This is a genomic window from Bradyrhizobium sp., from assembly GCF_036735945.1.
Lineage (GTDB): Bacteria > Pseudomonadota > Alphaproteobacteria > Rhizobiales > Xanthobacteraceae > Bradyrhizobium.
In genome coordinates this window covers 1-26,963 of the sequence record NZ_DAINNI010000002.1, presented here as the reverse complement: position 1 = coordinate 26,963, position 26,963 = coordinate 1, and the positions used below count along the sequence as shown (strand labels likewise).

At 62.9% G+C, this 26,963-nt stretch carries 24 protein-coding genes and 2 pseudogenes; 9 read left to right on the top strand and 17 right to left on the bottom strand.

Annotation, left to right across the window (positions count from 1 at the left end; genetic code table 11):
- Positions 1–2: 2 nt before the first annotated feature.
- From modB to mepA, 5 genes and pseudogenes are all read right to left on the bottom strand, one after another.
- On the bottom strand, positions 3–698 hold the full coding sequence (gene modB, locus V7E26_RS00990) for a molybdate ABC transporter permease subunit (RefSeq protein ID WP_324412520.1): 696 nt from the start codon (positions 696–698) through the stop codon (positions 3–5).
- On the bottom strand, positions 698–1,483 hold the full coding sequence (gene modA / locus V7E26_RS00985) for a molybdate ABC transporter substrate-binding protein (RefSeq protein WP_324412518.1): 786 nt from the start codon (positions 1,481–1,483) through the stop codon (positions 698–700). Before modA ends, modB begins: the two co-directional genes overlap by 1 nt.
- A 198-nt stretch (positions 1,484–1,681) precedes the next feature.
- Positions 1,682–2,188, bottom strand: coding sequence for a hypothetical protein (locus tag V7E26_RS00980; RefSeq protein WP_324412516.1), 507 nt, complete (start codon positions 2,186–2,188; stop codon positions 1,682–1,684).
- Between the two features lies 1 nt (position 2,189).
- Positions 2,190–2,397, bottom strand: a pseudogene (locus tag V7E26_RS00975) (TOBE domain-containing protein).
- A gap of 167 nt (positions 2,398–2,564) precedes the next feature.
- Complete coding sequence (gene mepA, locus V7E26_RS00970) at positions 2,565–3,506, bottom strand: penicillin-insensitive murein endopeptidase (protein ID WP_324412514.1); 942 nt, start codon at positions 3,504–3,506, stop codon at positions 2,565–2,567.
- Positions 3,507–4,000: 494 nt separating this feature from the next.
- Between mepA and V7E26_RS00965 the strand changes: the two genes are divergently transcribed.
- Entirely contained in the window at positions 4,001–5,788 is a 1,788-nt protein-coding gene (locus V7E26_RS00965; RefSeq protein WP_324412513.1) for a putative bifunctional diguanylate cyclase/phosphodiesterase, read from the top strand.
- Positions 5,789–5,889: 101 nt separating this feature from the next.
- Here V7E26_RS00965 and V7E26_RS00960 read toward each other — a convergent pair whose 3' ends face one another.
- The 4 genes from V7E26_RS00960 to V7E26_RS00945 form a co-directional block, all read right to left on the bottom strand.
- Positions 5,890–6,360 (bottom strand): DUF1801 domain-containing protein, encoded by a 471-nt coding sequence (locus V7E26_RS00960; RefSeq protein ID WP_324412511.1) that lies wholly within the window; start codon positions 6,358–6,360, stop codon positions 5,890–5,892.
- A gap of 153 nt (positions 6,361–6,513) precedes the next feature.
- Positions 6,514–8,481, bottom strand: coding sequence for a methyl-accepting chemotaxis protein (locus V7E26_RS00955; RefSeq protein WP_324412508.1), 1,968 nt, complete (start codon positions 8,479–8,481; stop codon positions 6,514–6,516).
- A 97-nt stretch (positions 8,482–8,578) separates the two neighbouring features.
- Positions 8,579–9,751 (bottom strand): acyl-CoA dehydrogenase family protein, encoded by a 1,173-nt coding sequence (locus V7E26_RS00950; protein ID WP_324412506.1) that lies wholly within the window; start codon positions 9,749–9,751, stop codon positions 8,579–8,581.
- A gap of 90 nt (positions 9,752–9,841) precedes the next feature.
- Entirely contained in the window at positions 9,842–11,077 is a 1,236-nt protein-coding gene (locus V7E26_RS00945) for an MFS transporter (protein ID WP_324412504.1), read from the bottom strand.
- A 374-nt stretch (positions 11,078–11,451) separates the two neighbouring features.
- Here V7E26_RS00945 and V7E26_RS00940 point away from each other — a divergent pair, with 374 nt between their 5' ends.
- Positions 11,452–12,258, top strand: coding sequence for a TIR domain-containing protein (locus V7E26_RS00940; protein WP_324412503.1), 807 nt, complete (start codon positions 11,452–11,454; stop codon positions 12,256–12,258).
- A gap of 17 nt (positions 12,259–12,275) precedes the next feature.
- Here V7E26_RS00940 and V7E26_RS00935 read toward each other — a convergent pair.
- Positions 12,276–12,398: pseudogene (locus V7E26_RS00935) on the bottom strand (hypothetical protein); the annotation flags it as partial.
- Positions 12,399–12,432: 34 nt separating this feature from the next.
- Positions 12,433–13,863 carry a hypothetical protein gene (locus V7E26_RS00930; protein WP_324412502.1) on the bottom strand — a complete coding sequence of 477 codons (1,431 nt, stop codon included), beginning with the start codon at positions 13,861–13,863 and terminating at the stop codon, positions 12,433–12,435.
- Between the two features lie 155 nt (positions 13,864–14,018).
- Between V7E26_RS00930 and V7E26_RS00925 the strand changes: the two genes are divergently transcribed.
- Positions 14,019–14,504 carry a Panacea domain-containing protein gene (locus V7E26_RS00925; RefSeq protein WP_324412500.1) on the top strand — a complete coding sequence of 162 codons (486 nt, stop codon included), beginning with the start codon at positions 14,019–14,021 and terminating at the stop codon, positions 14,502–14,504.
- A gap of 228 nt (positions 14,505–14,732) precedes the next feature.
- Positions 14,733–15,317, top strand: coding sequence for a hypothetical protein (locus tag V7E26_RS00920; RefSeq protein WP_324412498.1), 585 nt, complete (start codon positions 14,733–14,735; stop codon positions 15,315–15,317).
- A gap of 210 nt (positions 15,318–15,527) precedes the next feature.
- Here V7E26_RS00920 and lepA read toward each other — a convergent pair whose 3' ends face one another.
- On the bottom strand, positions 15,528–17,339 hold the full coding sequence (lepA, locus tag V7E26_RS00915) for a translation elongation factor 4 (protein ID WP_324412496.1): 1,812 nt from the start codon (positions 17,337–17,339) through the stop codon (positions 15,528–15,530).
- Positions 17,340–17,454: 115 nt separating this feature from the next.
- On the opposite strand from lepA, the gene V7E26_RS00910 reads away from it, so the two are divergent.
- Entirely contained in the window at positions 17,455–19,065 is a 1,611-nt protein-coding gene (locus V7E26_RS00910) for a glycosyltransferase family 39 protein (RefSeq protein ID WP_324412494.1), read from the top strand.
- Positions 19,066–19,095: 30 nt separating this feature from the next.
- Positions 19,096–19,893 carry an SDR family NAD(P)-dependent oxidoreductase gene (locus V7E26_RS00905; RefSeq protein WP_324412492.1) on the top strand — a complete coding sequence of 266 codons (798 nt, stop codon included), beginning with the start codon at positions 19,096–19,098 and terminating at the stop codon, positions 19,891–19,893.
- A gap of 145 nt (positions 19,894–20,038) precedes the next feature.
- On the opposite strand, the gene V7E26_RS00900 is transcribed toward V7E26_RS00905, so the two are convergent.
- From V7E26_RS00900 to V7E26_RS00880, 5 genes are all read right to left on the bottom strand, one after another.
- Positions 20,039–20,365 carry an HPr family phosphocarrier protein gene (locus tag V7E26_RS00900; protein WP_324412490.1) on the bottom strand — a complete coding sequence of 109 codons (327 nt, stop codon included), beginning with the start codon at positions 20,363–20,365 and terminating at the stop codon, positions 20,039–20,041.
- Positions 20,362–20,763, bottom strand: coding sequence for a PTS sugar transporter subunit IIA (locus tag V7E26_RS00895; protein ID WP_024339151.1), 402 nt, complete (start codon positions 20,761–20,763; stop codon positions 20,362–20,364). The genes V7E26_RS00900 and V7E26_RS00895 overlap by 4 nt, the downstream gene beginning before the upstream one ends.
- A 184-nt stretch (positions 20,764–20,947) precedes the next feature.
- On the bottom strand, positions 20,948–21,418 hold the full coding sequence (locus V7E26_RS00890; protein WP_324412488.1) for an HPr kinase/phosphorylase: 471 nt from the start codon (positions 21,416–21,418) through the stop codon (positions 20,948–20,950).
- A complete protein-coding gene (locus V7E26_RS00885) occupies positions 21,415–23,232 on the bottom strand; it encodes a sensor histidine kinase (protein WP_324412486.1) in 1,818 nt (605 codons plus the stop codon). Before V7E26_RS00885 ends, V7E26_RS00890 begins: the two co-directional genes overlap by 4 nt.
- 98 nt (positions 23,233–23,330) lie before the next feature.
- On the bottom strand, positions 23,331–24,032 hold the full coding sequence (locus V7E26_RS00880) for a response regulator transcription factor (protein WP_027541437.1): 702 nt from the start codon (positions 24,030–24,032) through the stop codon (positions 23,331–23,333).
- A 219-nt stretch (positions 24,033–24,251) separates the two neighbouring features.
- Between V7E26_RS00880 and V7E26_RS00875 the strand changes: the two genes are divergently transcribed.
- The 3 genes from V7E26_RS00875 to V7E26_RS00865 form a co-directional block, all read left to right on the top strand.
- Positions 24,252–24,986, top strand: coding sequence for a HugZ family pyridoxamine 5'-phosphate oxidase (locus tag V7E26_RS00875; protein ID WP_324412475.1), 735 nt, complete (start codon positions 24,252–24,254; stop codon positions 24,984–24,986).
- Positions 24,987–25,065: 79 nt separating this feature from the next.
- Entirely contained in the window at positions 25,066–25,299 is a 234-nt protein-coding gene (locus V7E26_RS00870) for a hypothetical protein (protein ID WP_324412473.1), read from the top strand.
- A gap of 155 nt (positions 25,300–25,454) precedes the next feature.
- Positions 25,455–26,963, top strand: a 1,509-nt coding sequence (locus V7E26_RS00865) for a phosphoenolpyruvate carboxykinase (RefSeq protein WP_324412471.1), incomplete at its 3' end; no start/stop codon positions are given.

The following is a 26,963-nucleotide window of genomic DNA, read 5'->3' as shown; positions in this document are numbered from 1 at the left end:
GGTCAGTTTCCGTGCAGGCGCTTGGTCGCGCGCCGCGCGAACCATTCGGAGGCGATCAGCGCGCCCATCGCGATCACGATCGAAATCAGCACCAGCCGCGCTGCCGCGGTGTCGCCGTCGGGAGTCTGGATCAGCGAATAGATCGCCGAGGAAATCGTCTGGGTCTCGCCGGGGATGTTGGAGACGAAGGTGATGGTGGCGCCGAACTCGCCGATCGCCTTGGCGAAACCGAGCACCATGCCGGCGAGCACGCCCGGCAGCGCCAGCGGCAAGGTCACGGTCGCAAACACCTGCCATGGCGCGGCGCCAAGCGTGCTCGATGCCTGCTCGAGCCGGCGGTCGACCGCCTCGATCGACAGCCGGATCGGCCGCACCAACAGCGGAAACGACATCACGCCGCAGGCCAGCGCCGCGCCGGTCCAGCGAAACGCGAACACGATGCCGAGATGGTCGGCGAGCCACGCGCCGACCAGGCCGCGGCGGCCGAAGGTCAGCAACAGCAGATATCCGGTGACGACCGGCGGCAGCACCAGCGGCAGGTGCACCAGCGCATCGAGGATCGACTTGCCCCAGAAATCGTATCGCGCCAGCAGCCAAGCCAGCGCGATACCGAACGGTGTCGCCACCAGCGTCGCAATGATGGCGACGCGCAGCGACAGCAGGATGGCCGTCCATTCGGCCGGCGTAATCTCGAGCATCAGGTCGATGGGCTGACGAGGAACTTGAAGCCGTATTTCTCCAGGATGTTCTTGGCCGCGGTCGAGCGCAGGAAGGCGAGATAGTCGCTCGTTTCCGGCTTCGCCGTCGTGGTCGCCGCCACCGGATAGATGATCGCCGGGTGGGAGTCGGCCGGGAAGGTGCCGACGATCTTGACGCCGGGCTCGACCTTGGCGTCGGTGGAGTAGACGATGCCGAGCGCGGCTTCGCCGCGCGCCACCAGCGTCAGCGCGGCGCGCACGCTCTCGGCCATCGCGAATTTCGGCTCGGCCGCCTGCCAGGCGCCGAGTTTTTCAAGCGCAGCCTTGGCGTATTTCCCGACCGGCACGGCCTTGACGTCGCCGGTCGCGATCTTGCCGTCGCCGGCGAGTTTTGAAAGGTCGAAGCCGGCTGCGATGCTGACATTGTCGATCTTCGAATCCTTCGGCGCGATCAGCACGATGCTGTTGCCGAGCAGGTTGACCCGGCTTGCCTCGTTGATGTTCTTCTTGCCGATCGCGTAATCCATCCAGTCGGTATCGGCCGAGATGAACACGTCGGCCGGCGCGCCCTGTTCGATCTGCTTTGCCAATGCCGAACTGGCGGCGTAGCTGGCGACGATCTTGGTGCCGGTCTTGGCGGTGTAGGCGGCGTCGACCTCGTCGAGCGCATTCTTCATCGAGGCGGCGGCGAACACGGTGATGGTCTTGTCCTGCGCGGTGGCAGGTGAATGCGCCGCTCCGAGCAGGATGACGAAGGCCGCGAAAATTCCGGTAAGACGATACATGATAGCGCTCCGAGCGTGCTCGCAGGCGCGCGGGTTGCGCGCCGCGATCAGGCGTGGGTTGAGTAAAGGGAGCGACAGACGGAAGCGCTGTTCCGGAAATCCCGATGGCTTACGGCCGACCGGAATGTCGCAGCGCAAACAATAGCAGGCTGACAGTCCGGGTAAAGTGACCGTTCGTCTCAGACCTTGGGCGAAGGCCTATTCGGTCGGCAGGATCGCAATCGAGATCTGGTCCTCTTTTGTCCCGCTGACCTGCAGCACAAAGGGGCTCGCCGACAGCTCATATTTCATGGTCTTGCGGATGCCGTTGCAGTCGGTGGCGCCGCTGAAGGCCTTGGGCTTGAGGAAATGGCCATCCTGGACCACGTCGACCCAGCCGCCTGCCGACAGGCTGATGCTGTAGAGGCCCGCCTTGGGGGCGGTCTTGACGCGGGCAAAGCCGGCAAAGGTGCCGTCCCTGGGCGCGCGCTCCGGCGGCGTCGGCAGCCTGGCGTCGGCCGGCGCGACCAGCGCAAGCGTCACGCCTGACGACGGCAGGGCCGCGAGTTCACTGCCCGTCGCCAATCTGGCGCGATCGGGCGCGGTCAGCGCGGCGCGCTCACGCTCGATCGGCCATTTGAACTTGTCGCAGCCGCTCGGTTCTTCGGCCGCCCATGCAGGCACAGCCCCGAGCAACAGCAACGCGACGAGCAGTGAAATTCGCATGTCAGTCCACCGCGATCATGACGTCGGAGGCTTTCACGACCACCATGGCCTTGCCGCCGGCCTTGAGGCTGAGGTCATCGACCGCCTCGTTGGTGATCGCGGAGGTGATGATCTGGCCGTTGCCGATATCGACGCGCACATGCGAGGTGGTCGCCCTTCTTGACTTCGACGACGGTGCCCTTGATCTGGTTACGTGCACTGATGCGCATGACGAATCCTTCAAAATAATACCATCCGCGCGCAATCGACGGCTCAGACCGGCAGAAACGGGGATGGGGCAGGATCAGCAGCCCTGATCCGTGGCGTGGTCGCGCTTACGGCGCGAGCCGGCATGATATAGCCCATCCGGCATCCGAATGGAAATACCGTTCTGCGGCTACGGTTTCATGTCAGCCGCGTTCAGCACCGCCTTGCAGGCCGGCGGCAGCGACGCCATGGTCATCGGCGGCTTCGGCTTTGGCGGAATTTTCGGCGGCTTGGGGTGCAGCACCGCATCGCTGAACCAGTAGGCGAGGTCGCCCGCACTGCAGCCTTCGCCTTCATTCGGCTCGGGCTGGCTGTCGCATTCGCCGGCGCCGGGCGGACATTTGATGCGGATGTGGAAGTGATAGTCGTGGCCGTACATCGGCCGCACCTTGTGCAGCCAGGATCGGTCGCCCTTCGCCTCGCGGCATAACGCTTTCTTGATCGCGGCATTGACGAAGATGCGCTGCACGCTCGGCTCCTGCGCGGCGGCGCGGATCACTGCAAGATGCGTCGGCGTCCAGGCGTGCGGATCGATATCGAGCCGGTCGCTGCGCACCATCATCACCGCCGACATCTCCTCGCGCTCGTTGCGCGACAGTTGCCGGTTCGGCATCGGCGTCAGCCAGATGTCGGCGTCCAGTCCAACCTGATGGCTGGCATGCCCGGTGAACATCGGGCCGCCGCGCGGCTGCGACATGTCGCCGACGAGGATGCCCGGCCAGCCGGCATCCCTGCGCGCCTTGCCCGCGAGCCGCTTGACCAGCGCGATCAGATCGGGATGGCCCCAATAGCGGTTGCGCGACAGCCGCATCACCTGCCAATTGTCGCCGTTGAGCGGCAGTCCTTCCGCGCCTGCAATGCAGCCATGGGCATAGAACCCGAATACGCGGGTCGGCATCGCCGCCGGCAGCACCTTGCGGCCGAACAGTTCCTTGGCGGCGACGTGGGGGTCGTGCGAATTGGCGAGCGGCGGCAGCGGCTTCGGATGCAGCGTGCCCTTGTCCTGCGCCCGCGCGCCGGTGGCTGCGATCATCAAGGCAATGAGCGGGATCAGAATCAGGCGAGGGTTCATCGGATCACTCGAGTTCGCGCAAAACGTAGCATGAAATCGGCGAGAGGGAATAAGCGGCGCACAGGCGAATCGCCCCTCGCCCAAATGATGGCAGAGGCCCGCCGAGGTCGCCAGGATTCGTGGCACCAGGCCATGCAGCGGCGCTGTCCAGCGCCATACGCGCGTCGGGATCAACCGGGACAGGACTGTGTTCGCGATTGCCTTAACGCTGCGATAACCGTGCCGATCATCGAAAGGCGTTTGACGCGAGTGCGCGACGTTTCGCGCATTCCTTGTGCGGCCAGGGCGACAGCCGGCCGCCCCCTATATCGGTCCGGCGATTCCGCCCGTGAATCGCGATCTGCGCCGACGGCGTTGCACGCAAAACGTGTAGTTGTATCCCGGAGAGACGGCACGCCAACGCGCCGATAGGCCAGTTTCATCGACAAGAGACACTATTTTTTCAGAGACTTATCCGAAAACTTTGCGCGCAAAGTGCGAGTAGAGTGGAAGCAATGCCGAAGAAGCCAAGAACAAGCAGAACGCCGAAACAGGCCGTTGTCCGCTTCCCCGGCCGCCCGGCAAAGCCCGCGCTGAAACCGCCAATCAAACGGCGGCACGAACAACAGCGCGAAGCGTCGTTCCGCCTGCTGTTTGACAGCAATCCGGTTCCGATGATCGTCTGTGCGCTGGACGACGAACATATCCTCGCCGTCAACGACGCCGCGGTCGGGCATTACGGTTACAGCCGCAACGAATTCGAGAAGCTCACGATCCGCAATCTGCAGGCCTTCGACGGCGATCCGCCATGGGCCTTCGAGCGCGCCGGCGAAGAACTGAAGGCGCGCACCTGGAAGCATGTCAGGGCCGACGGCGCGCTGATCGATCTTGCGATCTATTCGCGCCAGCTCGTTTACGGCGACCGTGCGGCGGCCCTGCTGGCGCTGCTGGACACCACCGAACGCAAGCGCGCCGAGGCGCGGCTGACCTTCATGGCCCAGCATGACGCGCTCACCGGGCTGCCGAACCGCAACCTGCTGCGGCAGCAGATGGACGACGTCCTGCTGCGCTCTCGCCGCAGCGCGGAGAAGGTGGCGGTGCTGATGCTTGGCCTCGACAATTTCAAGGCGGTCAACGATACGCTCGGTCACGGCGTCGGCGACAAGCTGCTGCGCGGCGTCGGCAAGCGATTGCAATCGATGCTGCGTGAAGACGACACGCTGGCCCGGCTCAACTCCGACGAATTCGCCGTCGTCCAGAGCGGCGTGACCCGGCCGGAGGATGCCGTGTTCCTGGCGCGGCGACTGCTGGATGCGGTCGGCGATCCGCATCTCATCGACGGACATTCCGTCGTGATCGGCGCCAGCATCGGCATTGCGATGTCGCCCGGCGATGGTGATGATTCCGAGAAGCTCCTGAAGAACGCCGATCTCGCCCTGTCGCGTGCGAAAAACGATTCCCGCGGTACGTTCTCGTTCTTCGAAGCCGGCATGGACGCGCGGGCCCAGACGCGGCGCAAGATCGAGACCGAACTGCGCGAAGCCATCGGGACCGACGCGCTGCGGCCTCACTACCAGCCGCTCGTCGACCTATCGAGTGGGCGCATCACCGGCTTCGAGGCGCTGGTGCGCTGGCCGCATCCCGAGCGCGGCATGATCTCGCCGGCCGAATTCATTCCCGTCGCCGAGGAGACCGGGCTGATCAACGCCATCGGCGGGCTGATGCTGCGGCGCGCCTGCGCCGACGCGGCGCAATGGCCCGACGACGTCCGCGTCGCGGTCAATCTGTCGCCGCTGCAGTTCCGGGTCGGCAATCTGCTGGCGCTGGTGATGGAAACGCTCAAGCAAACCGGCCTGCCGGCGAAGCGGCTGGAACTCGAGATCACCGAGACGCTGCTGCTGGAAAAGAGCAGCGAGGTGCTGGCGACGCTGCATGCGCTGCGTGCGCTCGGCGTGCGCATCTCGATGGACGATTTCGGCACCGGCTATTCCAGCCTGAGCTATCTGCGCAGCTTTCCGTTCGACAAGATCAAGATCGACCAGTCGTTTGTGCGCGACCTCGCCGCCAATCCCGACGCGCAGGCGATCGTCCGTTCGATCATCAGCCTTGGCAAGGGGCTGGGCGTCGTCATCACGGCGGAAGGCGTCGAGACCGAGGCCGAGGTCGATTGCCTGCGCAACGAGGGCTGCCACGAGGGGCAGGGTTTTCTGTTCAGCCGCGCGCGGCCCAATGCGGAGATCGCGAGCCTCTTGAAGACGCAGGGCAACTGGAGCATGCCGGCGGGTGACGCGCTGGTGGCCTAGTCGCAGCCGTAGCCCGGATGGAGCGGATGCGCAATCCGGGACCGGCTGGTCCGCCGCACGATGCCCCCGGATTTCGCTGCGCTGCATCCGGGCTACGCGCGCTACTTGCCCCGTTCCCGCTTCCGCGCGTGATAGGTCAGCGCCAGCCCGATGCAGTGGCGCAGCGGCTTCTCCGGCAGCTTCTCGCCCGCGTCGAGCAGGATGCTGCGGTTGCCGCCGTAGCGCAGTTCCGGATAGAGCTCGCGAAAGGTCGCGACCAGATCGGTCTGGCAGTGGAAATAGATCGCGTAGCGGCCGGCTTCCGCCTTCACCTGGTCGATCCGGATCGTGCTGCCGCTCCCGCTCTCGCTCGTCAGATAGCTCGGCTGCCCCCATTTCAGCGCCTCTTCGAGCGCGCCGACGCCATCGGTCGTATCGGCGGTATCGAAGATCAGCCGGCGCAGCGCCAGCAGCCTTGATTTGACCGGATTGGGGTAACCGGCGAGGACGGCCTCCACTTGGGCATTCGCCTTTGCCGCGTGCCGCTTCCCGGCGATGCGCTTTGCGGCTTTCTTCTTCGCCGGAGTTTTCATCGAAGTGCGCGCATCCTGCCGGGATCGTCGCATACAATCTAGGGCAGGATGCAGGCCGGCGGAAGCGCAAACGAGGTCGCTGCCATGTTGCGTCTCCCTCGTTGTCGCGGATAACGAGGGAGCAACGCTGGCTCGGAGAGCGAGGCCGTTTGGCTAGGCCGCGTCGCGCAGCCCCGCCAGGAACGTATCGACACTCCTGTGCAGCGCGTCGGCCTGACGGCTGAGCTGGCCGGTCGCTGCCGCGACGTTCTCGGCGAGCGCGCGCGACTGGTCGGCGGACTGACTGGCGCCGGTCACGTTTGTCGAAACTTCGTTGGTGCCGGTGGCCGCCTGCTGGACGCTGCGGGCGATCTCCCGCGTTGCCGAATCCTGCTCTTCGACGGCGGCGGCGATGGTGGTGGCGATGCCGCTGATCTCGCGAATGGTGGCGCCGATGCCGCCGATCGCTGTCACGCAGTCGCCGGTGGCCGATTGAATCGCCGCGACCTGGCCGGCGATTTCCTCGGTCGCCTTCGCGGTCTGGCTGGCGAGCTCCTTGACCTCGGCTGCGACCACAGCGAAGCCGCGGCCGGCCTCGCCGGCGCGCGCGGCCTCGATGGTCGCGTTCAGCGCCAGCAGGTTGGTTTGGCTGGCAATCGCGCCGATCAGGCGAAGCACGTCGCCGATCTTTTCGGCTGCCGACGCCAGGCTGCCGACCATCTCGGTGGTCTGCTCGGCCTTGACGACGGCGTTGTCGGCGACCCGGCTGGAATGGGTGACCTGGCGGCCGATCTCGGTCACCGAGGACGCCAGTTCCTTGGTCGCGGCGGCGACGGCATTGACGCTGGCGGAGGCCTCGTCGGTGGCCGCAGCCGCAGCGGCGGCGCGCTGCGAGGTGCCGTTCACGCTGCTCGCGATCTCGCCGGCCACGCGCTGCATGTCCGACGTCGCCTGGGCGACCGCGGCAACGACGCTCTTGACGTCGGTCTCGAAACGGTCGGCCATCTGACGCTGCAAGGCTTTCTTCTCGTGTTCCGTCTGCTGCTTGGTAGCCTCCTGCGCCTCGCGCATGCTGCGCGCCTCGATCATGCTGCGGCGGAACACGTCGACGGCGCTCGCCATGGTCCCGAGTTCGTCGCGGCGCTCGCTGCCGGGAATCGTGACGTCGACCTCGCCGCCGGACAGGCGGTTCATCACCGCGGTGATCGCAGCCAGCGGGCGCGACAGGCCACGGCCGAGCAGGAATGCGAGCACGATCGCGCCGAACAGGATGGCGACCGTGCCGAGGATCAGGTTGCGCTGCGAACTCGCCGCCGCCGCTTCGTACTCGGTGGTGTCCTTGATGATCTCGAGAATGCCGACCGGCTGGCCGGCGTAATTCCTGATCTGCCCGAGATAGAGCGCGGCGGGGTGGCCGTTGATCGTGGCGTCACGGCGCAACGGCTGGCCGTCGAACACGCCCTTGAGTTCGTCCGCGGTCGCGACCACCTCGTCGCCGTAGGTCGCGGACAGCTTCTTGAAGGCCTTGCCGTCGTTCGAATAGACCGCAAGGTCGATGCCGAAGCGCTTCTTGGCGCGGTCGACGAATTCCTTGCCGAAGGCGGCGCCGACGTCGACATTGGCCAGCGTCTTGCCGTCGCGCATGATCGGCGTCATGCCGAAGATCGCGAGCGCCTCGCGGCCGGGCTCGACGCCGACGATGGTCTTGCCGGTCTTGATCGCTTCCACCACGGTGGAACGCCGCGCCGAAGCGTCGTCGTCGAACACCTTCGGCGCATGGACCCGGTAGAACGAGATCGCAGGCGCCCGCCAGAACGAAATCAACGGGATGCCCTGCGCCTTCAGCGGTCCCAGCGCATCGCCGAGCAGCTTGCCCAATCCGTCGCGGTCGCTCTTTGCGATGGCATCCGCGACCGGCGGCAGGCCGGCAATCACGGTCGAGACCGCGAGCGCCGCGCGGCCTTCATAGTCGATCGCGGCGATCACGCTGTCATATTGCAGCTTGAGCTGCTGATCGAGCGCGAGATGTGTCAGCGCGCGTTGCTGGACGATCGAGAAGGTCCCAAGGATCGCACAGGCGACGGCAACCGTCAGCGAAATGGCGAGGATCAGACGGGCGGCGATCGAGCGTATTTTGAACATGGGACCTGCGGAAGCTCCAGAAGAGAGGCTTCCCAACCCATTTCATGAATTGTTTAACAACAGCGGACGCCCGCCGGTCCGTAGAAATACGGACCGATCACCGTGCCGTCGGCGACGCGTCGAGATCGCCTGACAGGATCACCTTGCCGACGTCTTCGTAGTGCGAATCGCGGCCCTGGATCTGCTGCGCGATGGCATGCATGTCGCGAAAGCGGCGCTCGAACTTGTTGGCGCTGAACACGGCGGTGGCGCCGGCCATGTGATAGGCGGTGTCGACCACGGCGGCCGATTGATGGATGGTCCAGGTCGCGGCGATGCGCAGCGCGATGCGGTGGGCTTCGGTCAGCGCCATGCCCTGCGAAAGATCGCGCCAGACCTCCGCCGCGGTGGAGTAGAGATAGGCGCGGGTGGCGCGCAGTTGCGCCTCGGCGCGGCCGATCACGCCCTGCACGGCATTGTTTTCGCGCATCGTCTTTTGCGCCTGCGGGGTCTTGGCGCGTGCAAGGTCGATGGCGGCGTCTAGTGTCGCGCGGGCGACGCCGACCGACGTTGCCGCAAAGCCCATGCTGAACACCATGTTGGTGGAGAGCTTGTACAGCGGTCCGTCCTCGCGCCGCGCCTCGGGTTCGTCGCGCAGCGCGGCGAATTTGTCGGGGATGAAAAGATTGTCGACCGAATAGGAATCGGTGCCGGTGCCGCGCAGGCCGATCACGTCCCAGACGTCATGGAGCGCGGCGCTGCCGATCGGGAACAGGATGGTGCGGATCTCCGGCGAGCCATCCGCCTTGCGCCGCGGCGCGCCGTCGGCCTCGACGACGCCGACATGGGCGCCGAGCCAGCTTGCCTGCCGCATGCCGGAGGCGAAGTCCCAGCGCGCGTTCGCCTTGTAGCCGCCCGGAACCGCCTGCACCTCGTGCTTGATCGCGCCCCAGGCGAGAATGCCCGGCGCGACGTTGAAGATCTCGTTGGCCGCATCTGGATCGAGATAGGCTGCGGTCATGGCGCAGACGCTGCACTGGCCGAGGCACCATGCCGTCGAGGCGTCGGCCTTGGCGATTTCCTCCTGCATCTGCATGAAGGTTTCCAGCGCCGCCTCGGCGCCGCCAAAACGCTTCGGCAGCAGCGCGCGATAAAGCCCGTTCTCGATCAGCGCCGACGTCACCGCCGGCGTCAGCCGCCGCGTCCGCTCGATCTCGTCGGCCTCGCGCACGATCAGGGGCGCAAGCGCGCGGGCGCGCTCCACGAGATCGACGCCCGGATGCCTGTTCATACGCTTTCCCGCATTCCCTGTTGTTGTCGTTTGGCCGTGATGGTGACCCATCCGCCGCCGTCGATCAAGACGGCGGGAATTGCCGGCCGGTCAAGCGGTGGCGCGCCCGAGATCGAGCGAGGGTTGCTGCGGCCTTTTGGCCGACGGGAAGGCCAGCGCAACCGCAACGGCCGCCATGCCGATCGCGAAGGAGCCAACATAGAGCCAGTTGTAGGTGCGGAAGGTGTCGAACACCCAGCCGCCGGCCAGCGGCCCCAGCGCCATGCCGAGGCTGGCGAAAGCGGAGACGGCGCCGAACATGCTGCCCATGATGCGGACGCCGAAATATTCGCGCACCAGCACGGCGTAGAGCGGCATCACGCCGCCATAGGCCAGACCGAACATCACCGACAGCGCATAGAACTCGCCGAGCTGGCCGACCGCGAGATAGGTCGCGATCGACATCGCCTGCACGAACAGGCCGCCGACCAGAACATGCTTGGCGCCGAAGCGATCGGCCAATACGCCGAGCAGCAGCCGGCCGCCGAGGCCGGAGAACCCGGCGAGGCTGTAGACGGTAACGGCGGTGAGCGGAGCGATGCCACAGATCATGGCGTAGCTCACCATGTGGAAGATCGGCCCGGAATGCGCGGCGCAGCAGGCAAAATGCGCCAGCGCCAGCGTGATGAATTGCGGCGTCCTCAGCGCCTGCGCGACGGTCCATTCCCTGACCGGCGCATCGATTCCATGTGCCGCCACGGATGGCGAGGGCTCCGGCGGCCGCCGCACCAGCAGGGAGGCTGGAATCAACAGCGCCAGGGCGGCAATGCCGATGACGAACATCGCGGTACGCCAGTCATAGTTCGTGATCAGCCAGCTTGCGAACGGGGCGACCGTCAATGGCGAGACGCCCATGCCGGCCGAGACCAGCGCGACCGCGAGGCTGCGCCGATGTTCGATCCAGGCGCTGGCCGCCGCAACCATCGGCGCGTAGAAGGCGCCGGCCGCGATCCCGATCAGGACGCCGAAGGAAAGCTGGAACTGCCACAGGCTGGTGGCCTGGCTCGCCCCGATCAGGCCGGCGCCGAGCAGAAACGAGCCCGAGAGCACGACGATGCGGGTGCCGAAGCGGTCGGACAGGGTGCCCCAGAAGAAGGCCGCGAGCCCCATCGCGAGAAAGTCGATCGTCGCCGCCGCCGAGACGCCGCTGCGCGACCAGCCCATCGCTTCCGAAATCGGCTGCAGGAACACCGCCAGCGACAGCATCGAGCCGAACGCCACGCAGGTCATCAGCGCGCCCGCGGCGACTACGACCCAGCCGTAGGAAGATCCGGAGGACTCCCGCATGCGCTTCCCCTGCTCTCTTTCTATTTATGATCGGGCGGGGGAGATGGTGGCTTATCTATCGCCCCCGAGCAATATGACGGACGGCATGCCCCTCATTCGCGGATCGGCTGATCGTGGGTACTTTGGGAGACGCGCCGAGGACGGAGGCTGTTGTTCCAACGGTTCCCGTTGATACGCTTTCGCCCATTGATCTGCGAACGCAAACGCGATGTACACTGCGTGTATTGGTGGCGTGGGCTCATGGTTTTAAGTCCCAACCAGCGAAGATCGCCTACTTGCAAACAGCATTTAGGGTGTATCGTCATGGTTGCAATGCTTTGAGTATTCGACGTCTCGATTTAAATGGCGATTGGCGATTCTGTTGGGGTTGCTTGATGAAGGTATTCATTTCGTATTGCCATGCTGACGAGTCCCTGAGGGAGGTCCTCGAAAAGCACCTCTCCCTTCTCAAGAACCAAGGGGTAATCGACGTTTGGCACGATCGAAAGATCGTCGCCGGTAATGAGTTCGCGACGGCAATAGATGCAAACCTATCGGATGCTCAAATCGTTCTCCTGCTGGTGTCCGCTGATTTTCTCGCGTCCCAATATTGCTGGGGTGTCGAAATGAAGTTGGCGATGGAGCGCCACGAGAGCGGAGAGGCACATGTTGTCCCGGTGATCTTGCGCGCTTGTGATTGGCACACTGCTCCGTTTGGAAAACTCTCAGCCGTACCCAAAGATGGACGGCCGATAAAATCTTGGCTCGACATCGACGAAGCGCTGTATGATGTGGCCCGGCAGATTCGGTCCACGGTGCTGGCCATTGCCAACAAAGTCGGCAGCGCCTCGAATTCGGCGGCCTCCCCAGCAGCTCAACCTATCGAGTTCGATTCCACACAGGCTCCTTCCAAGATCGCAAACGTTTGCTGTTCTCGGTGCGGTGCACGCGCCGGCGTCCAGAGCGTCTGCACGGGGCACCATACGTACCACGACTTTACGAGGCTCGGACCTTTTGGAAGTTATTGTGCACGGTGTGGGGTGATGGCCGGCATACAATCAACTTGCACTGGCCACCATACATATCATGACTTCGTCAATGCTGAGCGCGCTCCGGCATTTTGTACCCGCTGCGGAATGCTGGCGGGAAAGCAGTCCATCTGCACAGGAAGCAATACTTATCATGACTTCAAGGCAGTCTAGCTCACAATTCTAGGACGTTAGCTATCCACCTTCAACGCCGCGATGAAGGCGTCCTGCGGGATGGCGACCTTGCCGAACTGCCGCATCTTCTTCTTCTGCTTCTCCAGAAGCTTGCGTTTGCGCGTGATGTCGCCGCCGTAGCGCCCACACGGCTCTGAAAGATGCGGAGGATGCTTACTCCCTGCGGAAAGGGGGCTCTCGATTGTAATAATTCCAGAATGTTTCTCGGAGGAGCGAATTATTTGACTGCACCCGAACGGTCGAGCCTGTCATTTGCTCTTGCAGCAAGAAGTAACCGTCCTTCTTCTTTGTCAATGCAAATTCCATATCGTTCTCGAAAATGCGTCTGATCATTTCCGGAACCTCGCGTCGATCGTCCATTACGATCGATCCGACAGCGACGCCGTTGTGAAAATTGATGAGGCGAGCTAGCGGATGAATGTCTCTGAATAGCTTCTGCTTGGTTTCTGTGTCACAGAAGAAGATGACGGGCTTCCCGAGGCTTAGCGCCATCGCGGCTTCTGCATCCTTTCCGTAACTATCGGATTTCCCCGCATTGTAGATCAACATCTTCGAACATTTGACCATCAAACATTCGATGAGGCCTTTGTCCTCGTGATTCTCAGCAGCGCTCATGGTGGGGTCAAAGTATCGCAATTTTAGGCGGGCAATTCGAGAATCTCTAAACACATCCTCGCAAAAGTCAGCCATGGACCGGAAATCGTCCCGATTGCGCATGCTGGTCGCAACATAGATGTCTAAATCAGAAACCATGGAGAGGTACAGATCAGTGTTCTTAAGCGCATTTGAGCGGGCCCTCTCGAATTTGGTCAAGAGCGGCCCAATCATTCTCTCAAGATCGCCGACGCTCGAAACTTCACTGTCAATGGCTTCATCAAGAGAGAAGGAAAGCTGATACTCGTCGTAGGCCTCCCCTTGTATTCTACCGCCTGCGATTAGCTCTTTTACCGTGAGACGCTTGCGTCCTGTGCTTGCCAACTGTTCGTAGCGTTTTTTTATATATTCCAACAATGTAGGAACCGACTCATCCGCCGGTGCATAGGTCTTGCACGCGACTTCCGCGATTAAGTATCTCTCATCCTTTGCTATGTCGTTCAAAAGCAAGTAGTCGCTGCGGCTCCGAAGTTCCTCAGCATCATAGATTCTCTGCTTGAAGAAGTCCTCCAACTGGACTTTGGAAAGCCCGCGCAATGTTCGATAGCATTCGCGGATGTTTCCGAAATAGAGAAGTCCATCCGTATACAATCGGCGAAGTCCCCATCGAAGATGACCCAAGCTAACAATCGCCGTTGCCGTCAGATATCTCTGATCGAACTCAGGGAGCTTTTTGGGGTCATACCAAGACAGGCCGCACGAATGAGGGTCCCTTAGAAAATAGTATTCGAAAAAAGCGAAGGACATCCCCGCTTCATGAGACAAGATTAACAGCTGGTTCAAAATCTCAAACGGGATATTCCGCTTATCGCAGTCGGTCAGGCTATCCACCACGACGTCAGGCATTGCTTCCGAAAACCAAGCTTCAATGCCTCCTCCATTCCCGCGGAAGAGCTCAAACTCACTGAGAAGAATTGATTTTTTAGACATAAAGTCCCCCAAGCTAACCAAGGGTTGATCATCATGGAATACTCACTGATTCGGTGTGCTTGATGCCAAGTCAAGGGACAATGGAAAGTATAGTTTTTGGGGGATAGGCATGGGACTGCGTTGCGAACAAAACATGAATATCGTACAAGCCTCTGATGCATGATGTTCGCGCGATCGCCAACTTTGTTTTGGACATTGCCGACGCAAAGCGTCGGCAAGTCTCCAATTTGAGCATCAACAAGATCGTCTTTTTCTTGCATGCGTATTTTCTGGCACGCTTCGGAAGGCCTTTAGTCTCTGCGAAGATTGAGGCTTGGGATTACGGTCCTGTATTTCGAGAACTTTATCGCGAATTCAAATCTTTTGGCGACAAACCGATTATGGGGCGGGCTTACCGTCTCAACGCTGAGACCGGCGACCGTCAACTTTGCGAAGCAATTTTTTCCGAGGAGGAGCGAACGTTTCTGCAGGAGGTTGGTGGTAGGTTCGTTGCGATCTCCGCGAGTTCGCTGGTTTCAATGTCGCATGAACCAGGTGGCCCTTGGGATCAGGTGTGGAATCATGGTTCAAAGGTGAATGCTTCGATGCAGATCTCGAACGATCTGATCATGAATTGGTATGCCAACGCAGCGAGGCACTAATGGTCGACTACAATGCTGAGATCGTGAAGCGGTTTAAAGATTCTGCGGAAGCTAGATTTTCCTCCCGCAGGGCCGAACTGGGTTCGTTTCATTTTTGAGGATGTAGCGCGTACCGCGAAGGCGGTTCTTAGTTTTGCTAAGGGCCAGCCGAGCTTTGGTTACCAACCGGGTTATCGCGCGATAAAAGATCGGATTGAGCTTGGCATTGATCTCGATGCGGCGATCAAGGTGGCAACTAGCAAAGGGGCTCCAGCAGGATGGACTCAAAACCGGCATCTAGTCGAAGCATTTTTTGACTACGATGCAACGCGAAAGTTTGGCGCTTCCAACCCAATCGAGTTTGAGAGGGAATTCTTTCGCGTTTCTCGTGAAGTGCTCGTGCCGGTAGCGCCAGTTTCCATCATTCGAGAAAGAGGTAAGTTTGTTCCGATTTTCGTTTGTGGGTGGACAACGAACCCGCTGTCGTTACTGCAGAGACGGCTCCTGATGACCGTATATGAGGACGCGTTCTTCTCCTTGACGGACTTCAGGGATTCTCCCGGTGAGGTGCTGTTTTTCCCGAAGAACGAGGCTCGCGAGCGCTCACCTGAGGAGAAAAATCTTCGAGCGCCAGAGATTTGGCAACGTAGTGACTACGATTTGCTTTCGCTAACAGAACTCAATGAGTGTGTAGAAATATTTGTGCTCGCGCGTGACATGGCAAGGCAAGTTCTGCAGAATGAGATCAGGGATCTCCAGGATAAGATGAAAGCCGACATTGTGGACCCGGGCGAAGTCAAGTCCAGTGTTGATGATCTCTTCACAAAAAAATAGCCCTCATTCGCCGCCAGGAGCAAGATGATGAGCAGCATCCTGCTCGTGCCGTGATCAGTGGGGTTGCGCCTGAGGCAGTCAACGCGCCCGACACCTAACGGGCGTCGGCTACTTTGCATGGGGTTGTTTTCGATATTTTTGTTGTGCGGTCGGGGGGGGACTCTAGGCCGGACCTGATCCCATCCTGCTCCGGCGGTTCGAGCCTTCGCCTCAGCTATCCACCTTCAGCGCCGCGATGAAGGCTTCCTGCGGGATGTCGACCTTGCCGAACTGCCGCATCTTCTTCTTGCCTTCCTTCTGCTTCTCCAGAAGCTTGCGCTTGCGCGTGATGTCGCCGCCGTAGCATTTCGCGGTGACGTCCTTGCGCAGCGCGCGCACGGTCTCGCGCGCGATCACCTTGCCGCCGATCGCCGCCTGGATCGGAATCTGGAACATGTGCGGCGGGATCAATTCCTTCATCTTCTCGACCATGGCGCGGCCGCGGCCCTCGGCGCGGGTCCGGTGCACCAGCATCGACAGCGCGTCGACCGGCTCGGCGTTGACGAGGATCTGCATCTTCACGAGGTCCGCCGGCTTGTAGTCGGTCAGGTGATAGTCGAACGAGGCGTAGCCCTTGGAGACCGACTTCAGGCGGTCATAGAAATCGAACACGACCTCGTTGAGCGGCAGATCGTATTTCACCATCGCGCGGGAGCCGACGTAGGTGAGCTCCTTCTGCGCGCCGCGCCGGTCCTGACAGAGCTTCAGGACGCTGCCGAGATATTCGTCGGGCGTGAGGATCGTCGCCTCGATCCACGGCTCTTCGATGTCGGCGATCTTGACGACATCGGGCATGTCGACGGGATTGTGGATCTCGATCTCCTGGCCGTCGGTCAGGTGCATCTTGTAGATCACGCTCGGCGCGGTCGCGATCAGGTTGAGATCGAACTCGCGCGACAGCCGCTCCTGGATGATTTCGAGATGCAATAGCCCGAGGAAGCCGCAGCGGAAGCCGAAGCCCAGCGCAGCCGAGGTCTCCATCTCGAACGAGAAGCTCGCGTCGTTCAGCCTCAGTTTGCCCATCGCCGCGCGCAGCGTCTCGAAGTCGTCGGCATCGACCGGAAACAGGCCGCAGAACACGACCGGGATAGCCGGCTTGAAGCCCGGCAGCATCTCGGTGACCGGCTTCTTGTCGTCGGTGATGGTGTCGCCGACGCGCGTATCGGCGACTTCCTTGATCGCGGCGGTGATGAAGCCGATCTCGCCGGGGCCGAGTTCGTCGACCTGCGTCATCTTCGGCGTGAAGAAGCCGACCCGCTCGACGTCATAGGCAGCACCGGTGCCCATCATGCGGATCCGGCCACCCTTCCTCATCGTGCCGTCAACGACGCGGATCAGAACGACCACGCCGAGATAGACGTCGTACCAGCTGTCGACCAAGAGCGCCTTCAGCGTCGCGTCGCGGTCGCCCTTCGGTGGCGGCAGGCGGGTGACGATGGCTTCCAGCACGTCGGGAACGCCGAGGCCGGTCTTGGCCGAGATCATCACGGCTTCGGAAGCGTCGATGCCGATCACGTCCTCGATCTGCTGCTTGACCTTCTCGGGCTCGGCCGCGGGCAGGTCGACCTTGTTGAGAACGGGGACGATCTCATGGCCCGCATCGAGCGCGTGGTAGACGTTGGCGAGCGTCTGCGCTTCGACGCCCTGGCTGGCGTCGACCACGAGCAGCGAGCCCTCGCAGGCCGCCAGCGACCGCGAGACTTCGTAGGCGAAGTCGACATGGCCGGGCGTGTCCATCAGGTTGAAGATGTAGTCCTTGCCGTCCCTGGCGCGGTAGTTCAGCCGGACCGTCTGCGCCTTGATGGTGATGCCGCGCTCGCGCTCGATATCCATGGAATCGAGCACCTGCTCCTTGCCCGCCATTTCGCGGTCCGACAGCCCGCCCGTCATCTGGATCAGGCGGTCGGCCAGCGTCGATTTGCCATGGTCGATATGGGCGACGATGGAGAAGTTGCGGATGTTGGAAATGGGCGTCGTTGTCATGGGGCGCGCAATAGCATCCGCGTCCCGGTGCGGCAACCATCTTGCTGTATTTCAAGGGGGTTTCTTCACGGCAAGCTGATTCCATCGGGCCTGAAAACACGCTACGGAATGGGCCATGTCGACTGCATCCATTTTACCTGCCGCCGCGCGCCGCAAGCGTTTCCTCTCGATCCGGCGGCCGGCGGCGTGGCTGGCCGGACTGGCCAGCGGCCCCAAAGCGGCGCCGATTCCCGGCCTGTGGCTGGTGACCGGCTTTGCCGTGGTCCACGCCGTGCTGTGGACGCTGATCCTGGTCAACCTGAAGACCGGGCAGGACGTTCACATGGACGTCGCAGAGGCCTACGCCTGGGGGCAGAAGTTCCTGCTCGGCTACGGCAAGCACCCGCCGCTGTCAGGGTGGGTCGCCGGTGTCTGGTTCATGCTGTTTCCGGTCACGGACTGGGCGAGCTATGCGCTGGCGATGGCGACGCTCGGCTGCGGCCTCGTGATCTGCTGGCTCGTGGCGCTGCGCGTCGTCGATCATCGCCGCGCGTTCTTTGTCGTGGTGATGCTCGCGCTCTATCCGATCTTCAACTTCAAGGGCTTCAAATACAATCCGGACCTGCTGCAACTCGTCACGCTGCCGCTGATGGTGCTGGCCTATCTCGACGCCTTCGAGAAGCGCAGCGTCAGATCCGGCATCTGGCTTGGCCTTGCCGGCGCGCTGGCGCTGATGACCAAATACTGGGCCGTCACGATGATCGGCGCGATCGGTCTTGCCGCGCTGATCCACCCCGAGCGTCTCAGATTCCTGCGCTCGCCGGCGCCATGGGTGGCGATCGCAGTGCTCGTGGCCGCGATGCTGCCGCACCTGATGTGGCTGAAGCAGGTGGATTTCGTCCCCTTCACCTATGCGGGCGATACCTATTCGCTGACCGACCGCGTGATGATCGAGGATCTTGTGCTGGGTTACGTCGGGCATAATCTTGCGCTGCTGGCGGCGCCGGTGATCCTCGGTGCCATCGCGCTGCTCTGGCGGCCGTTCCGCCTGGCGCCGTTTCCGGCGCTGGCGCGCGGCGCCAATCCGGGCGTGAACCTCTCGCAGGCGGTCAATGTCTGGATCATCCAGGCGGTGGTCGCCGTCGGGCCGCCGCTCGGCGCCCTGCTGTTTCATTTCTACATCAAGACCGACTGGGGCATCCCGCTGTTCTTCATGGCGCCGCTCGCGCTGATCGCTGTAACTGCCGTGCGGGTTCGCAAGGTCGCGCTGGCGAACCTGACGGTCGCCTGGCTCGCGATTACGCTGGCCGCGCTGGCGGCTTCGCCGAAGATCGTCGCCTACGAGCTCAGCGAAAAGCGCACTGCCGGCGCGACCTATCGGGCGCGCTCCGAACTCGCGCGCGGACTGACCGAAGCCTGGCGTCTACGCTTCAATTCACGCTGGCCGGTGGTTGCGGCCTATACCGATACCGGCCAGCCCGTCACCTTCTACAGCCCCGACCATCCGGCGCCGCTGACGCCCGACGAGCCATGGTCGTCGGGGCTGACCTCGCTCGAGGAAGCCAAGCGATCGGGCTTCATCGGCATCTGCGAGAACGGCGACTGGAAGCTGGAAAAATGCCAGGCGTGGATGAAGGCCCATGCTGCGAACGCCGAGCACATGGTGATGACCACGCGTCGGTTCTTTTTGGGGATGCCGGGCCCGTCGACGGCCTGGAATATCTACATCGTGCCGCCGGCCAACTAGAAGCAGCCAATAAATCCAGGGGGAAATGCAATGGATCTCGACCTCACCGGCAAGACGGCGCTCGTCACCGGCTCGACGCGCGGTATCGGGCTCGCGACCGCGATCGGGCTTGCGCAAATGGGCGCCGAGGTGATCGTCAACGGGCGCGAGCAGGCGGCGGTCGGCGAGGCCGTGGCGAAAGTTCGCGAGGCTGCGCCCGCCGCCAAGGCGAATTCGGCGGCGTTCGACCTCGGCAGCGCGGCGGGCTGCGCCGCGCTGATCGCGCAATTCCCCGATGTCGACATCCTCGTCAACAATCTCGGCATCTATGAGCCGAAGGGCTTTTTCGACATCGAGGATTCCGACTGGTCGAAGATGTTCGAAGTCAACGTCATGAGCGGCGTGCGACTGACGCGGCATTATCTGAAGCGGATGCTCGACAACAAGGACTGGGGCCGCGTCGTGTTCGTCTCCAGCGAATCCGGCGTCTTCATTCCGAAGGAGATGGTGCATTACGGCTTTTCGAAATCCGCGCAGCTCGTGATCGCGCGCGGCGCAGCGGAAACCACCAAGGGCACCAACGTGACCGTCAATTCGGTGATGCCGGGGCCTACCTGGGTCGAGATGGCGCCGGTGCGTATGGCCGCTCGCGCAAAGGCGATGGGCACGACCGTCGACGATCTGGTGTCGCGCACCTTCAGCGAACGCCGCCCGGCCTCGCTGCTGCAGCGCTACGCCAGGCCGGAAGAGGTCGCCAATCTGATCTGCTACGTCTGCTCAAAGGCCTCCAGCGCCACCAACGGCGCCGCGCTCCGCGCCGACGGCGGCATCGTGACGAATCCGTTTTGAAATCTCAGACCTCATCCTGAGGAGGCGCGAAGCGCCGTTTCGAAGGATGAATGGCACCGGCCGGGGCACATGGTTCGAGACGCCGCTGCGCGGCTCCTCACCATGAGGGTCTAACGGTTACGACGCCCCCGCGAAGGAGAGCGTCTCAAACGCCTTCTTCGTTGAACTTGTCGGCGACCAGCGCGGCGATCGCGTCGATCGCCTGTTGCGCCTCGGGGCCGGTGGCGGAGACCGTGACCGTGGTTCCAGGGCCCGCCGCCAGCATCATCAGTCCCATAATCGAGGTCCCGCCGACGGTCTCGCTGCCGCGGGTCACCCAGACCTCGGCGCTGAACTTTTCGACCATCTGCACGAACTTCGCCGAGGCCCGCGCATGCAGGCCGCGCTTGTTGATGATCAGAAGTTCCCGCGAAATGGCGCCAGCCGGCACGCTCGGCCCGAGTTCCTTTTCGGGCGCGGGCTCGTCGCTCATTTGCCGGCGAGCACGCGACTGGCGATGGTGACGTATTTGCGACCGGCCTCCTGCGCCATCGCGATGGCATCGGGAAGCGAGCGCTCTTCGCGCACCTTGGCCAGCTTGACCAGCATCGGAAGATTTATACCTGCGAGCACCTCCACCTTGGGACGGCTCATGCAGGAAATTGCGAGGTTGGAAGGTGTGCCGCCGAACATGTCGGTCAGGATGGCGACACCATCGCCGCTGTCAACGCGATTCACCGCTTCGATGATATCGCTTCGACACAGATCGGAGTCGTCTTCCGCTCCAATCGTGATCGCTTCAATTTGTTTTTGCGGACCCATGACATGTTCGAGCGCTGCCTTGAACTCGTCGGCAAGGCGCCCATGGGTCACAAGCACTAGACCAATCATCGGAAACTCCTCGCGGGTGCTTTTTGGTGCACCGCACGAACGCGCCACTTTGACCATCCAGAGGCCCCGCGCAAGAGGGCATCTTGGCTATTGTTCCGGAATTTGCCGGTAAGAAGTGAGGCCCGCGCCGGTTTAATCGGTGGCGATATTGGGGCTTATATGGTTACCAAATCCCTTCGAGCAATCATCCAAAGGTTGGACTGAGTCCTGAACCGGCGGTTGTTGTTAGCTCGGCCGCAATCAGGGGCAGCGGGTCATAACCCGTTCCAATAGGAATTCGCGGTAATATAACGCCGTTAAGGCGAATGGCCAGCGCTTCCGGCGGCGGCAGCCGTTCGGCATCGTGCGCCGCCAGATCGACCACAAGGCCTATTGGCGCCTCATTCACGAACTCGCAGCGGCGGATGCCGAGGCCCCGGACCTCGATCAGGCCGGCCAATTCCGGCGCCGGGCGCACCTGCAATTGTCCGCCCACTGTGTCGAGATGGACACGGTCATCGCCGACCAGAATGGCCGGCGGAAGCTGTCCGGCGCGGCCCGCGAGGATCAGGTTGAAAGCCAGCCGCGATTTGCCGGCGCCCGACGGTCCGCGGATCAGCACGGCGCGCTCGCCCACGCGCACGGCGGAGGCGTGCACGCTCCGACTTGCGGTCATGGCGCAGGCAGCCGGACCACGAAGCGCGCGCCGGCCACGCTCGGCTTGCCCTCGGCGTCGGCCGGGCCATGGCGGTTTTCCGCCCAGATCCGCCCGTTATGCGCTTCGATGATCTGCTTGGAGATCGAGAGCCCGAGGCCCGAGTTCTGGCCGAAGCCCTGGTGCGGACGATCAGTGTAGAAGCGCTCGAAGATGCGTTCCAGCGCGTCCTCGCCGATGCCCGGGCCGTCGTCGTCGACGATGATTTCGATCTCCGATCGCGCGCGGCGGCAGCTCACGCGGACCTTGCCGCCGGAGGTGGAGAAGGACTGCGCGTTGGACAGCAGGTTGGAGATCACCTGTCCGAGCCTGGAATCATGGCCCGGCACCGAGAACGTGTCGGCGGAGCCGCGACCGTCGAAACGGCATTCGACTGCGACGTCATGCCCCAGCCGGGTTTCGTTGGCGACCGAGGTCAGCGTGGTCAGGAGGCGGCGCAGGTCGACCGGCGCCATGTCCTGGCGCTGCAGTTCGGCGTCGAGGCGGCTGGCGTCCGAGATGTCCGAGATCAGGCGGTCGAGCCGCTTGACGTCGTGCTCGATCACCTCGAGCAGGCGTGCGCGGCTGGTGTCGTTGCGCGCCAGCGGCAGCGTCTCCACCGCCGACCGCAGCGAGGTCAGCGGATTCTTCAGCTCGTGGGCGACGTCGGCGGCGAACATCTCGATCGCCTCGATGCGGCTATAGAGCGCATTGGTCATGTCGCGCAGCGCGCCCGAGAGATGCCCGATCTCGTCGCGGCGGCGGGTGAAGTCGGGAATCTCGACGCGGGTCTGGATGCGGCGGCGGACGCGCTCGGCGCCGTCGGCCAGCCGCCGCACCGGACCCGCGATCGTGCTCGCCAGCAGCAGCGAGAGCACGATCATGACCACGGAGGCGACGCCGCCGACCTTCAGGATCGCGAGCCGCTCCGCCGTCACCATCTGGTCGATGTCGTCGCCCTGGGTCGAGAGCATCAGCGCGCCGTGCACGGCGCGGAATCGCTGCACCGGCACCGCGACCGAGACGATCACCTCGCCGCGGTCGTTGACACGCACGACGCTGCTCTTGACGCCGTCGAGCGCCTGCACGATTTCCTGATAGCCCTTGCCGTTCTCGGGGCCGAGTTCGCGGTAGAGCGGCAGGTCGCCGCGATTGAGCCAGGTGCGGATCGAGATGGTGGCGCGCTCGACGAAGCCCGGCTTCTCGGTCGAGGGCGGCGGCAGTTCGAAACGCATCACGTCGCCGCGGCCGTAGAGACTGCGGCTGTCGAGAATCATGCCGCCGTCGCCGCCATAGATTCGCGCGCGCGTCTTGGTCGGCGAAATCAGCCGCCGCAGCACCGGCGCGACGCGCTCCGGATTGATCGGAAAATCGAGGCCGGAGGATTCGTCCGGCGCGCCGTAGCTCTCGCCGGGCTTGAGATCGAGCAGGCGGTCCGGATCGATGGTGATGGTGTTGGTTTCGACGGTGGCGGAGGCCGCGATCGCGCCGGCGATGATTTCGGCCTGCACCAGAAGGCTCTGCGCGCGCGCATCGATCAGGCCGGCGCGGAATTGCGAGAGGTAGAGAATGCTCGCCACCAGCGCGACGAGGCCGGCCAGGTTGAGCGAGACGATGCGGCGCGTGAGGCTGGAGAACGAGAGCGCGAAGAAGAATTGCCCGGCGCGGCGCAGCCAGCCGAGCGGCCACCGCCAGCCCTTCTCGCCCGCATTGTCTTCGGCGACGCGATCCCGCTCAAGGAACTCGGAAGTGTCCTCGTTGTTCAGGCTGGGGTCGGACTGCGTTCGATCTAGCAATGGCTGAGCCGTCGGTTGTGATGCGCCGTTTCCAGTTCCACGCTTCTACGCCGATCGGGCGAATGTGTCAGTCGGCACGTCCGCCCGCAAAACGCAGATCAGGCTTCCTTGAAACGATAGCCGACGCCGTACAGCGTCTCGATCATCTCGAAATCGTCGTCGACCACCTTGAACTTCTTGCGCAGCCGCTTGATGTGGCTGTCGATGGTGCGGTCGTCGACATAGACCTGATCATCGTAGGCCGCGTCCATCAGCGCGTTGCGGCTCTTCACCACGCCGGGCCGGGTAGCCAGCGCCTGCAGGATCAGGAATTCCGTCACCGTCAGCGTCACCGGCTCGTTCTTCCAGGTGCAGGTGTGACGCTCGGGGTCCATCCGCAACAGGCCGCGGTCCAGCGCCCGCGCATCGGGCTCCTTCGGCACGGCGGTCGGATCCTTGGGCTGGCCGCGGCGGAGCACGGCCTTGACGCGCTCAACCAGGAGGCGCTGCGAGAACGGCTTGCGGATGAAGTCGTCGGCACCCATCTTGAGGCCGAACAGTTCGTCGATCTCTTCATCCTTGGAGGTCAGGAAGATCACCGGCAGATCGGACTTCTGCCGCAGCCGGCGCAGCGTTTCCATGCCGTCCATGCGCGGCATCTTGATGTCCAGGATCGCGAGATCGGGAGGTGAGGTGCGGAAGCCATCGAGCGCCGAGGCACCATCCGTGTAGGTCATGATGCGATAGCCTTCGGCTTCAAGCGCGATTGACACGGAAGTGAGAATGTTGCGGTCATCATCGACCAGGGCGATTGTGGGCATGAGCCTCTGCTTTCGAATAAGAGAGTGGCTTAAACGGCGGGCACTTCAGCCAGACGCCGCATAAATGGGCTTCGTACGCGGTCAACCGAGCAATGCAAGCTGGGCTGAACTATGACCGAGTTCCGCAAAACGCTCCCAAGGAGACGTGCCGCACCCCATATAGCACCCTCTCAGGCCGAGAAAAGGCCCTTTTTGCAATAAGATGGCCGGAAAAGAACCATGCAGCCGACCGCAGATTTTGATGCTTCCAAACTTGCCCGCTCGCTGTTGCGACGAAGCCGGCAGGGCGCGTTGGCCACGCTTATGCCTGAAAGCGGCGACCCCTATTGCTCGCTTGTGAACGTTGCGAGCCATGCCGATGCCTCGCCAATCCTGCTGATTTCGCGGCTCGCACTGCATACGAAGAACATCCTCGCCGACGGCAGGGTGTCGCTGATGCTCGACGAGCGCGCCGCCGGCGATCCCCTGGAAGGCGCGCGGATCATGCTGGCAGGACGGGCGGAGGAGGCCACGGACGAGAGCGTAAATATCCTGCGCCGGCGCTACCTCAACGCGCATCCATCGGCGGAGGCCTTCGTCGATTTCAAGGATTTTTCGTTCTTCCGGATCGCCCCGTCGGGCCTGCATCTGGTCGCCGGATTCGGCCGCATCATCGACCTCAAGCCCGAGCGATTTCTGACCGTGATCGGCGATGCCGCTGGTCTGCTGGAAGCCGAGCAGGGCGCGGTCGAGCATATGAACGAGGATCATCGCGAGGCGATGAATCTCTATGCGACGCGGTTGCTGGGTGCCGAGGCCGCCGACTGGCGCTGCACCGGCTGCGACCCCGACGGCATCGACATGCAGGCCGGCGGCACGACGCTGCGACTGGATTTCCCGGAGCGGGTCACCGATGCCGTGGGCCTGCGCAAGATGCTGGTGCGGCTCGCGGGCGAGGCGCGGGCAAAGGGCTGACAAGGGCTGAGGAGGGTTAGCGCTCCCGTCATCGGGTTACGGCTTTGAATGGGCGCGGAAGTTTCTGCGACCTGGCCGAATGATTTTTTCTGTCGGCCTGTCCACGCTATCGCAGCGACACGTCGAAAGCCTCGACAAGAAGTTCGGCCGGGCGCATCGCGAACGCCATGCGGTACGTGGAAATATTCGATTGTGCGACGCAGCATTCCTCCTCCAAACGACGCAGTGCGAATGGTCGCGCAACCAAGACGGCAAATCGGGGCAAAGCGCCGCAGCAAGCAATTTGATGCAGATCAAGCGCGCGCCTGAATAAACCAAATCGTCGGGATCGGCTTGGCAAGCACGGCGTTCATCAGTATTAGGTCGCCGGACCAAAGCCATAAGGCTATATTCACGGGGTCACCGCGACAGAGCGCGTCAAGCGACATGCGCGCGATTGAGTAACGCGGGTTCGAGGAGGATTTCTTCGTGCAAGAGACGGGTGTACGCAACGGTGCCTTCGGCGCCGACAAATTCGGCTTAAAGAATCTGAAGACGGTGCATTGGAATCTCGGTGCGCCGCAGCTCTATCAATATTCGCTCGCGGCGGGCGAGGCCGTGTTATCGGCCGACGGCGCGCTTTGCGCCGATACCGGCGAGTTCACGGGACGCAGCCCCAAGGACAAGTTCACGGTCCGCGATGCGACCACCGACAAGAACATGTGGTGGGCCGGCAACCAGTCGATCACCTCCGAGCAGTTCTCGGCGCTCTATGCCGACTTCCTCAAGCATGCCGAAGGCATGACGCTGTTCGCGCAGGACCTCTACGGCGGCGCCGATCCGAACTTCCAGATCAAGACCCGCGTGTTCACCGAGCTCGCCTGGCACTCGCTGTTCATCCGCACGCTCCTGATTCGTCCCGAGGCGTCGATGCTGCGGGATTTCGTGCCCGAGCTCACCATCATCGATCTGCCGAGCTTCCGCGCCGATCCGAAACGTCACGGCGTGCGCTCGGAGAACGTCGTCGCAATCGATTTCGCCCGCAAGATCGTCCTGATCGGCGGGTCTTATTATGCCGGCGAGATGAAGAAGTCGGTCTTCACCACGCTGAACTATTATCTGCCCGAGAAGGGCGTGATGCCGATGCACTGTTCGGCCAATGTCGGGCCCAAGGGCGACACCGCGATCTTCTTCGGCCTGTCCGGCACCGGCAAGACCACGCTGTCGGCCGATCCCAACCGCACGCTGATCGGCGACGACGAGCACGGCTGGGGCAATGACGGCGTCTTCAATTTCGAAGGCGGCTGCTACGCCAAATGCATCAAGCTCTCGAAGGAAGCCGAGCCGCAGATCTTCGCCGCCTCCAGCCGCTTCGGCGCCGTGCTGGAAAACGTCGTGCTCGACGAAGACACCCGTGTGCCTGATTTCGACGACGGCTCGAAGACCGAAAACACCCGCTCGGCCTATCCGCTCGATTTCATCCCGAACGCTTCGCGCACCGGCCGCGCCGGCCAGCCGAAGAACGTCGTGATGCTGGCGGCCGACGCCTTCGGCGTGCTGCCGCCGATTGCAAAACTCTCGCCGGCGCAGGCGATGTATCACTTCCTGTCCGGCTACACCGCCAAGGTCGCCGGCACCGAGCGTGGTCTCGGCAACGAGCCGCAGCCGGAATTCTCGACCTGCTTCGGATCGCCGTTCCTGCCGCTCGACCCGTCGGTCTACGGCAACATGCTGCGCGAGCTGATCGCCACGCACAACGTCGATTGCTGGCTGGTCAACACCGGCTGGACCGGCGGCAAGTATGGCGTCGGCAGCCGCATGCCGATCAAGGTGACCCGCGCGCTGCTCACCGCTGCGCTCGACGGCTCGCTCCGCAACGTCGAATTCCGCACCGACAAGTATTTCGGTTTCGCGGTGCCGACCGCGCTGCCGGGCGTGCCGAGCGAGATCCTCGATCCCGTCAACACCTGGAAGGACAAGGCCGAGTTCGACAAGACC

Coding starts and splice junctions, on each gene's coding strand:
- V7E26_RS00870 (WP_324412473.1), top strand. CDS start 25,066: ATGATTTTTTCTGTCGGCCTGTCCACGCTATCGCAGCGACACGTCGAA.
- V7E26_RS00940 (WP_324412503.1), top strand. CDS start 11,452: ATGAAGGTATTCATTTCGTATTGCCATGCTGACGAGTCCCTGAGGGAG.
- V7E26_RS00965 (WP_324412513.1), top strand. CDS start 4,001: ATGCCGAAGAAGCCAAGAACAAGCAGAACGCCGAAACAGGCCGTTGTC.
- V7E26_RS00960 (WP_324412511.1), bottom strand. CDS start 6,360: ATGAAAACTCCGGCGAAGAAGAAAGCCGCAAAGCGCATCGCCGGGAAG.
- V7E26_RS00880 (WP_027541437.1), bottom strand. CDS start 24,032: ATGCCCACAATCGCCCTGGTCGATGATGACCGCAACATTCTCACTTCC.
- modB (WP_324412520.1), bottom strand. CDS start 698: ATGCTCGAGATTACGCCGGCCGAATGGACGGCCATCCTGCTGTCGCTG.
- V7E26_RS00875 (WP_324412475.1), top strand. CDS start 24,252: ATGCAGCCGACCGCAGATTTTGATGCTTCCAAACTTGCCCGCTCGCTG.
- V7E26_RS00890 (WP_324412488.1), bottom strand. CDS start 21,418: ATGACCGCAAGTCGGAGCGTGCACGCCTCCGCCGTGCGCGTGGGCGAG.
- V7E26_RS00930 (WP_324412502.1), bottom strand. CDS start 13,863: ATGTCTAAAAAATCAATTCTTCTCAGTGAGTTTGAGCTCTTCCGCGGG.
- V7E26_RS00895 (WP_024339151.1), bottom strand. CDS start 20,763: ATGATTGGTCTAGTGCTTGTGACCCATGGGCGCCTTGCCGACGAGTTC.
- V7E26_RS00955 (WP_324412508.1), bottom strand. CDS start 8,481: ATGTTCAAAATACGCTCGATCGCCGCCCGTCTGATCCTCGCCATTTCG.
- modA (WP_324412518.1), bottom strand. CDS start 1,483: ATGTATCGTCTTACCGGAATTTTCGCGGCCTTCGTCATCCTGCTCGGA.
- V7E26_RS00925 (WP_324412500.1), top strand. CDS start 14,019: ATGCATGATGTTCGCGCGATCGCCAACTTTGTTTTGGACATTGCCGAC.
- V7E26_RS00950 (WP_324412506.1), bottom strand. CDS start 9,751: ATGAACAGGCATCCGGGCGTCGATCTCGTGGAGCGCGCCCGCGCGCTT.
- V7E26_RS00980 (WP_324412516.1), bottom strand. CDS start 2,188: ATGCGAATTTCACTGCTCGTCGCGTTGCTGTTGCTCGGGGCTGTGCCT.
- mepA (WP_324412514.1), bottom strand. CDS start 3,506: ATGAACCCTCGCCTGATTCTGATCCCGCTCATTGCCTTGATGATCGCA.
- V7E26_RS00945 (WP_324412504.1), bottom strand. CDS start 11,077: ATGCGGGAGTCCTCCGGATCTTCCTACGGCTGGGTCGTAGTCGCCGCG.
- V7E26_RS00905 (WP_324412492.1), top strand. CDS start 19,096: ATGGATCTCGACCTCACCGGCAAGACGGCGCTCGTCACCGGCTCGACG.
- V7E26_RS00910 (WP_324412494.1), top strand. CDS start 17,455: ATGTCGACTGCATCCATTTTACCTGCCGCCGCGCGCCGCAAGCGTTTC.
- lepA (WP_324412496.1), bottom strand. CDS start 17,339: ATGACAACGACGCCCATTTCCAACATCCGCAACTTCTCCATCGTCGCC.
- V7E26_RS00900 (WP_324412490.1), bottom strand. CDS start 20,365: ATGAGCGACGAGCCCGCGCCCGAAAAGGAACTCGGGCCGAGCGTGCCG.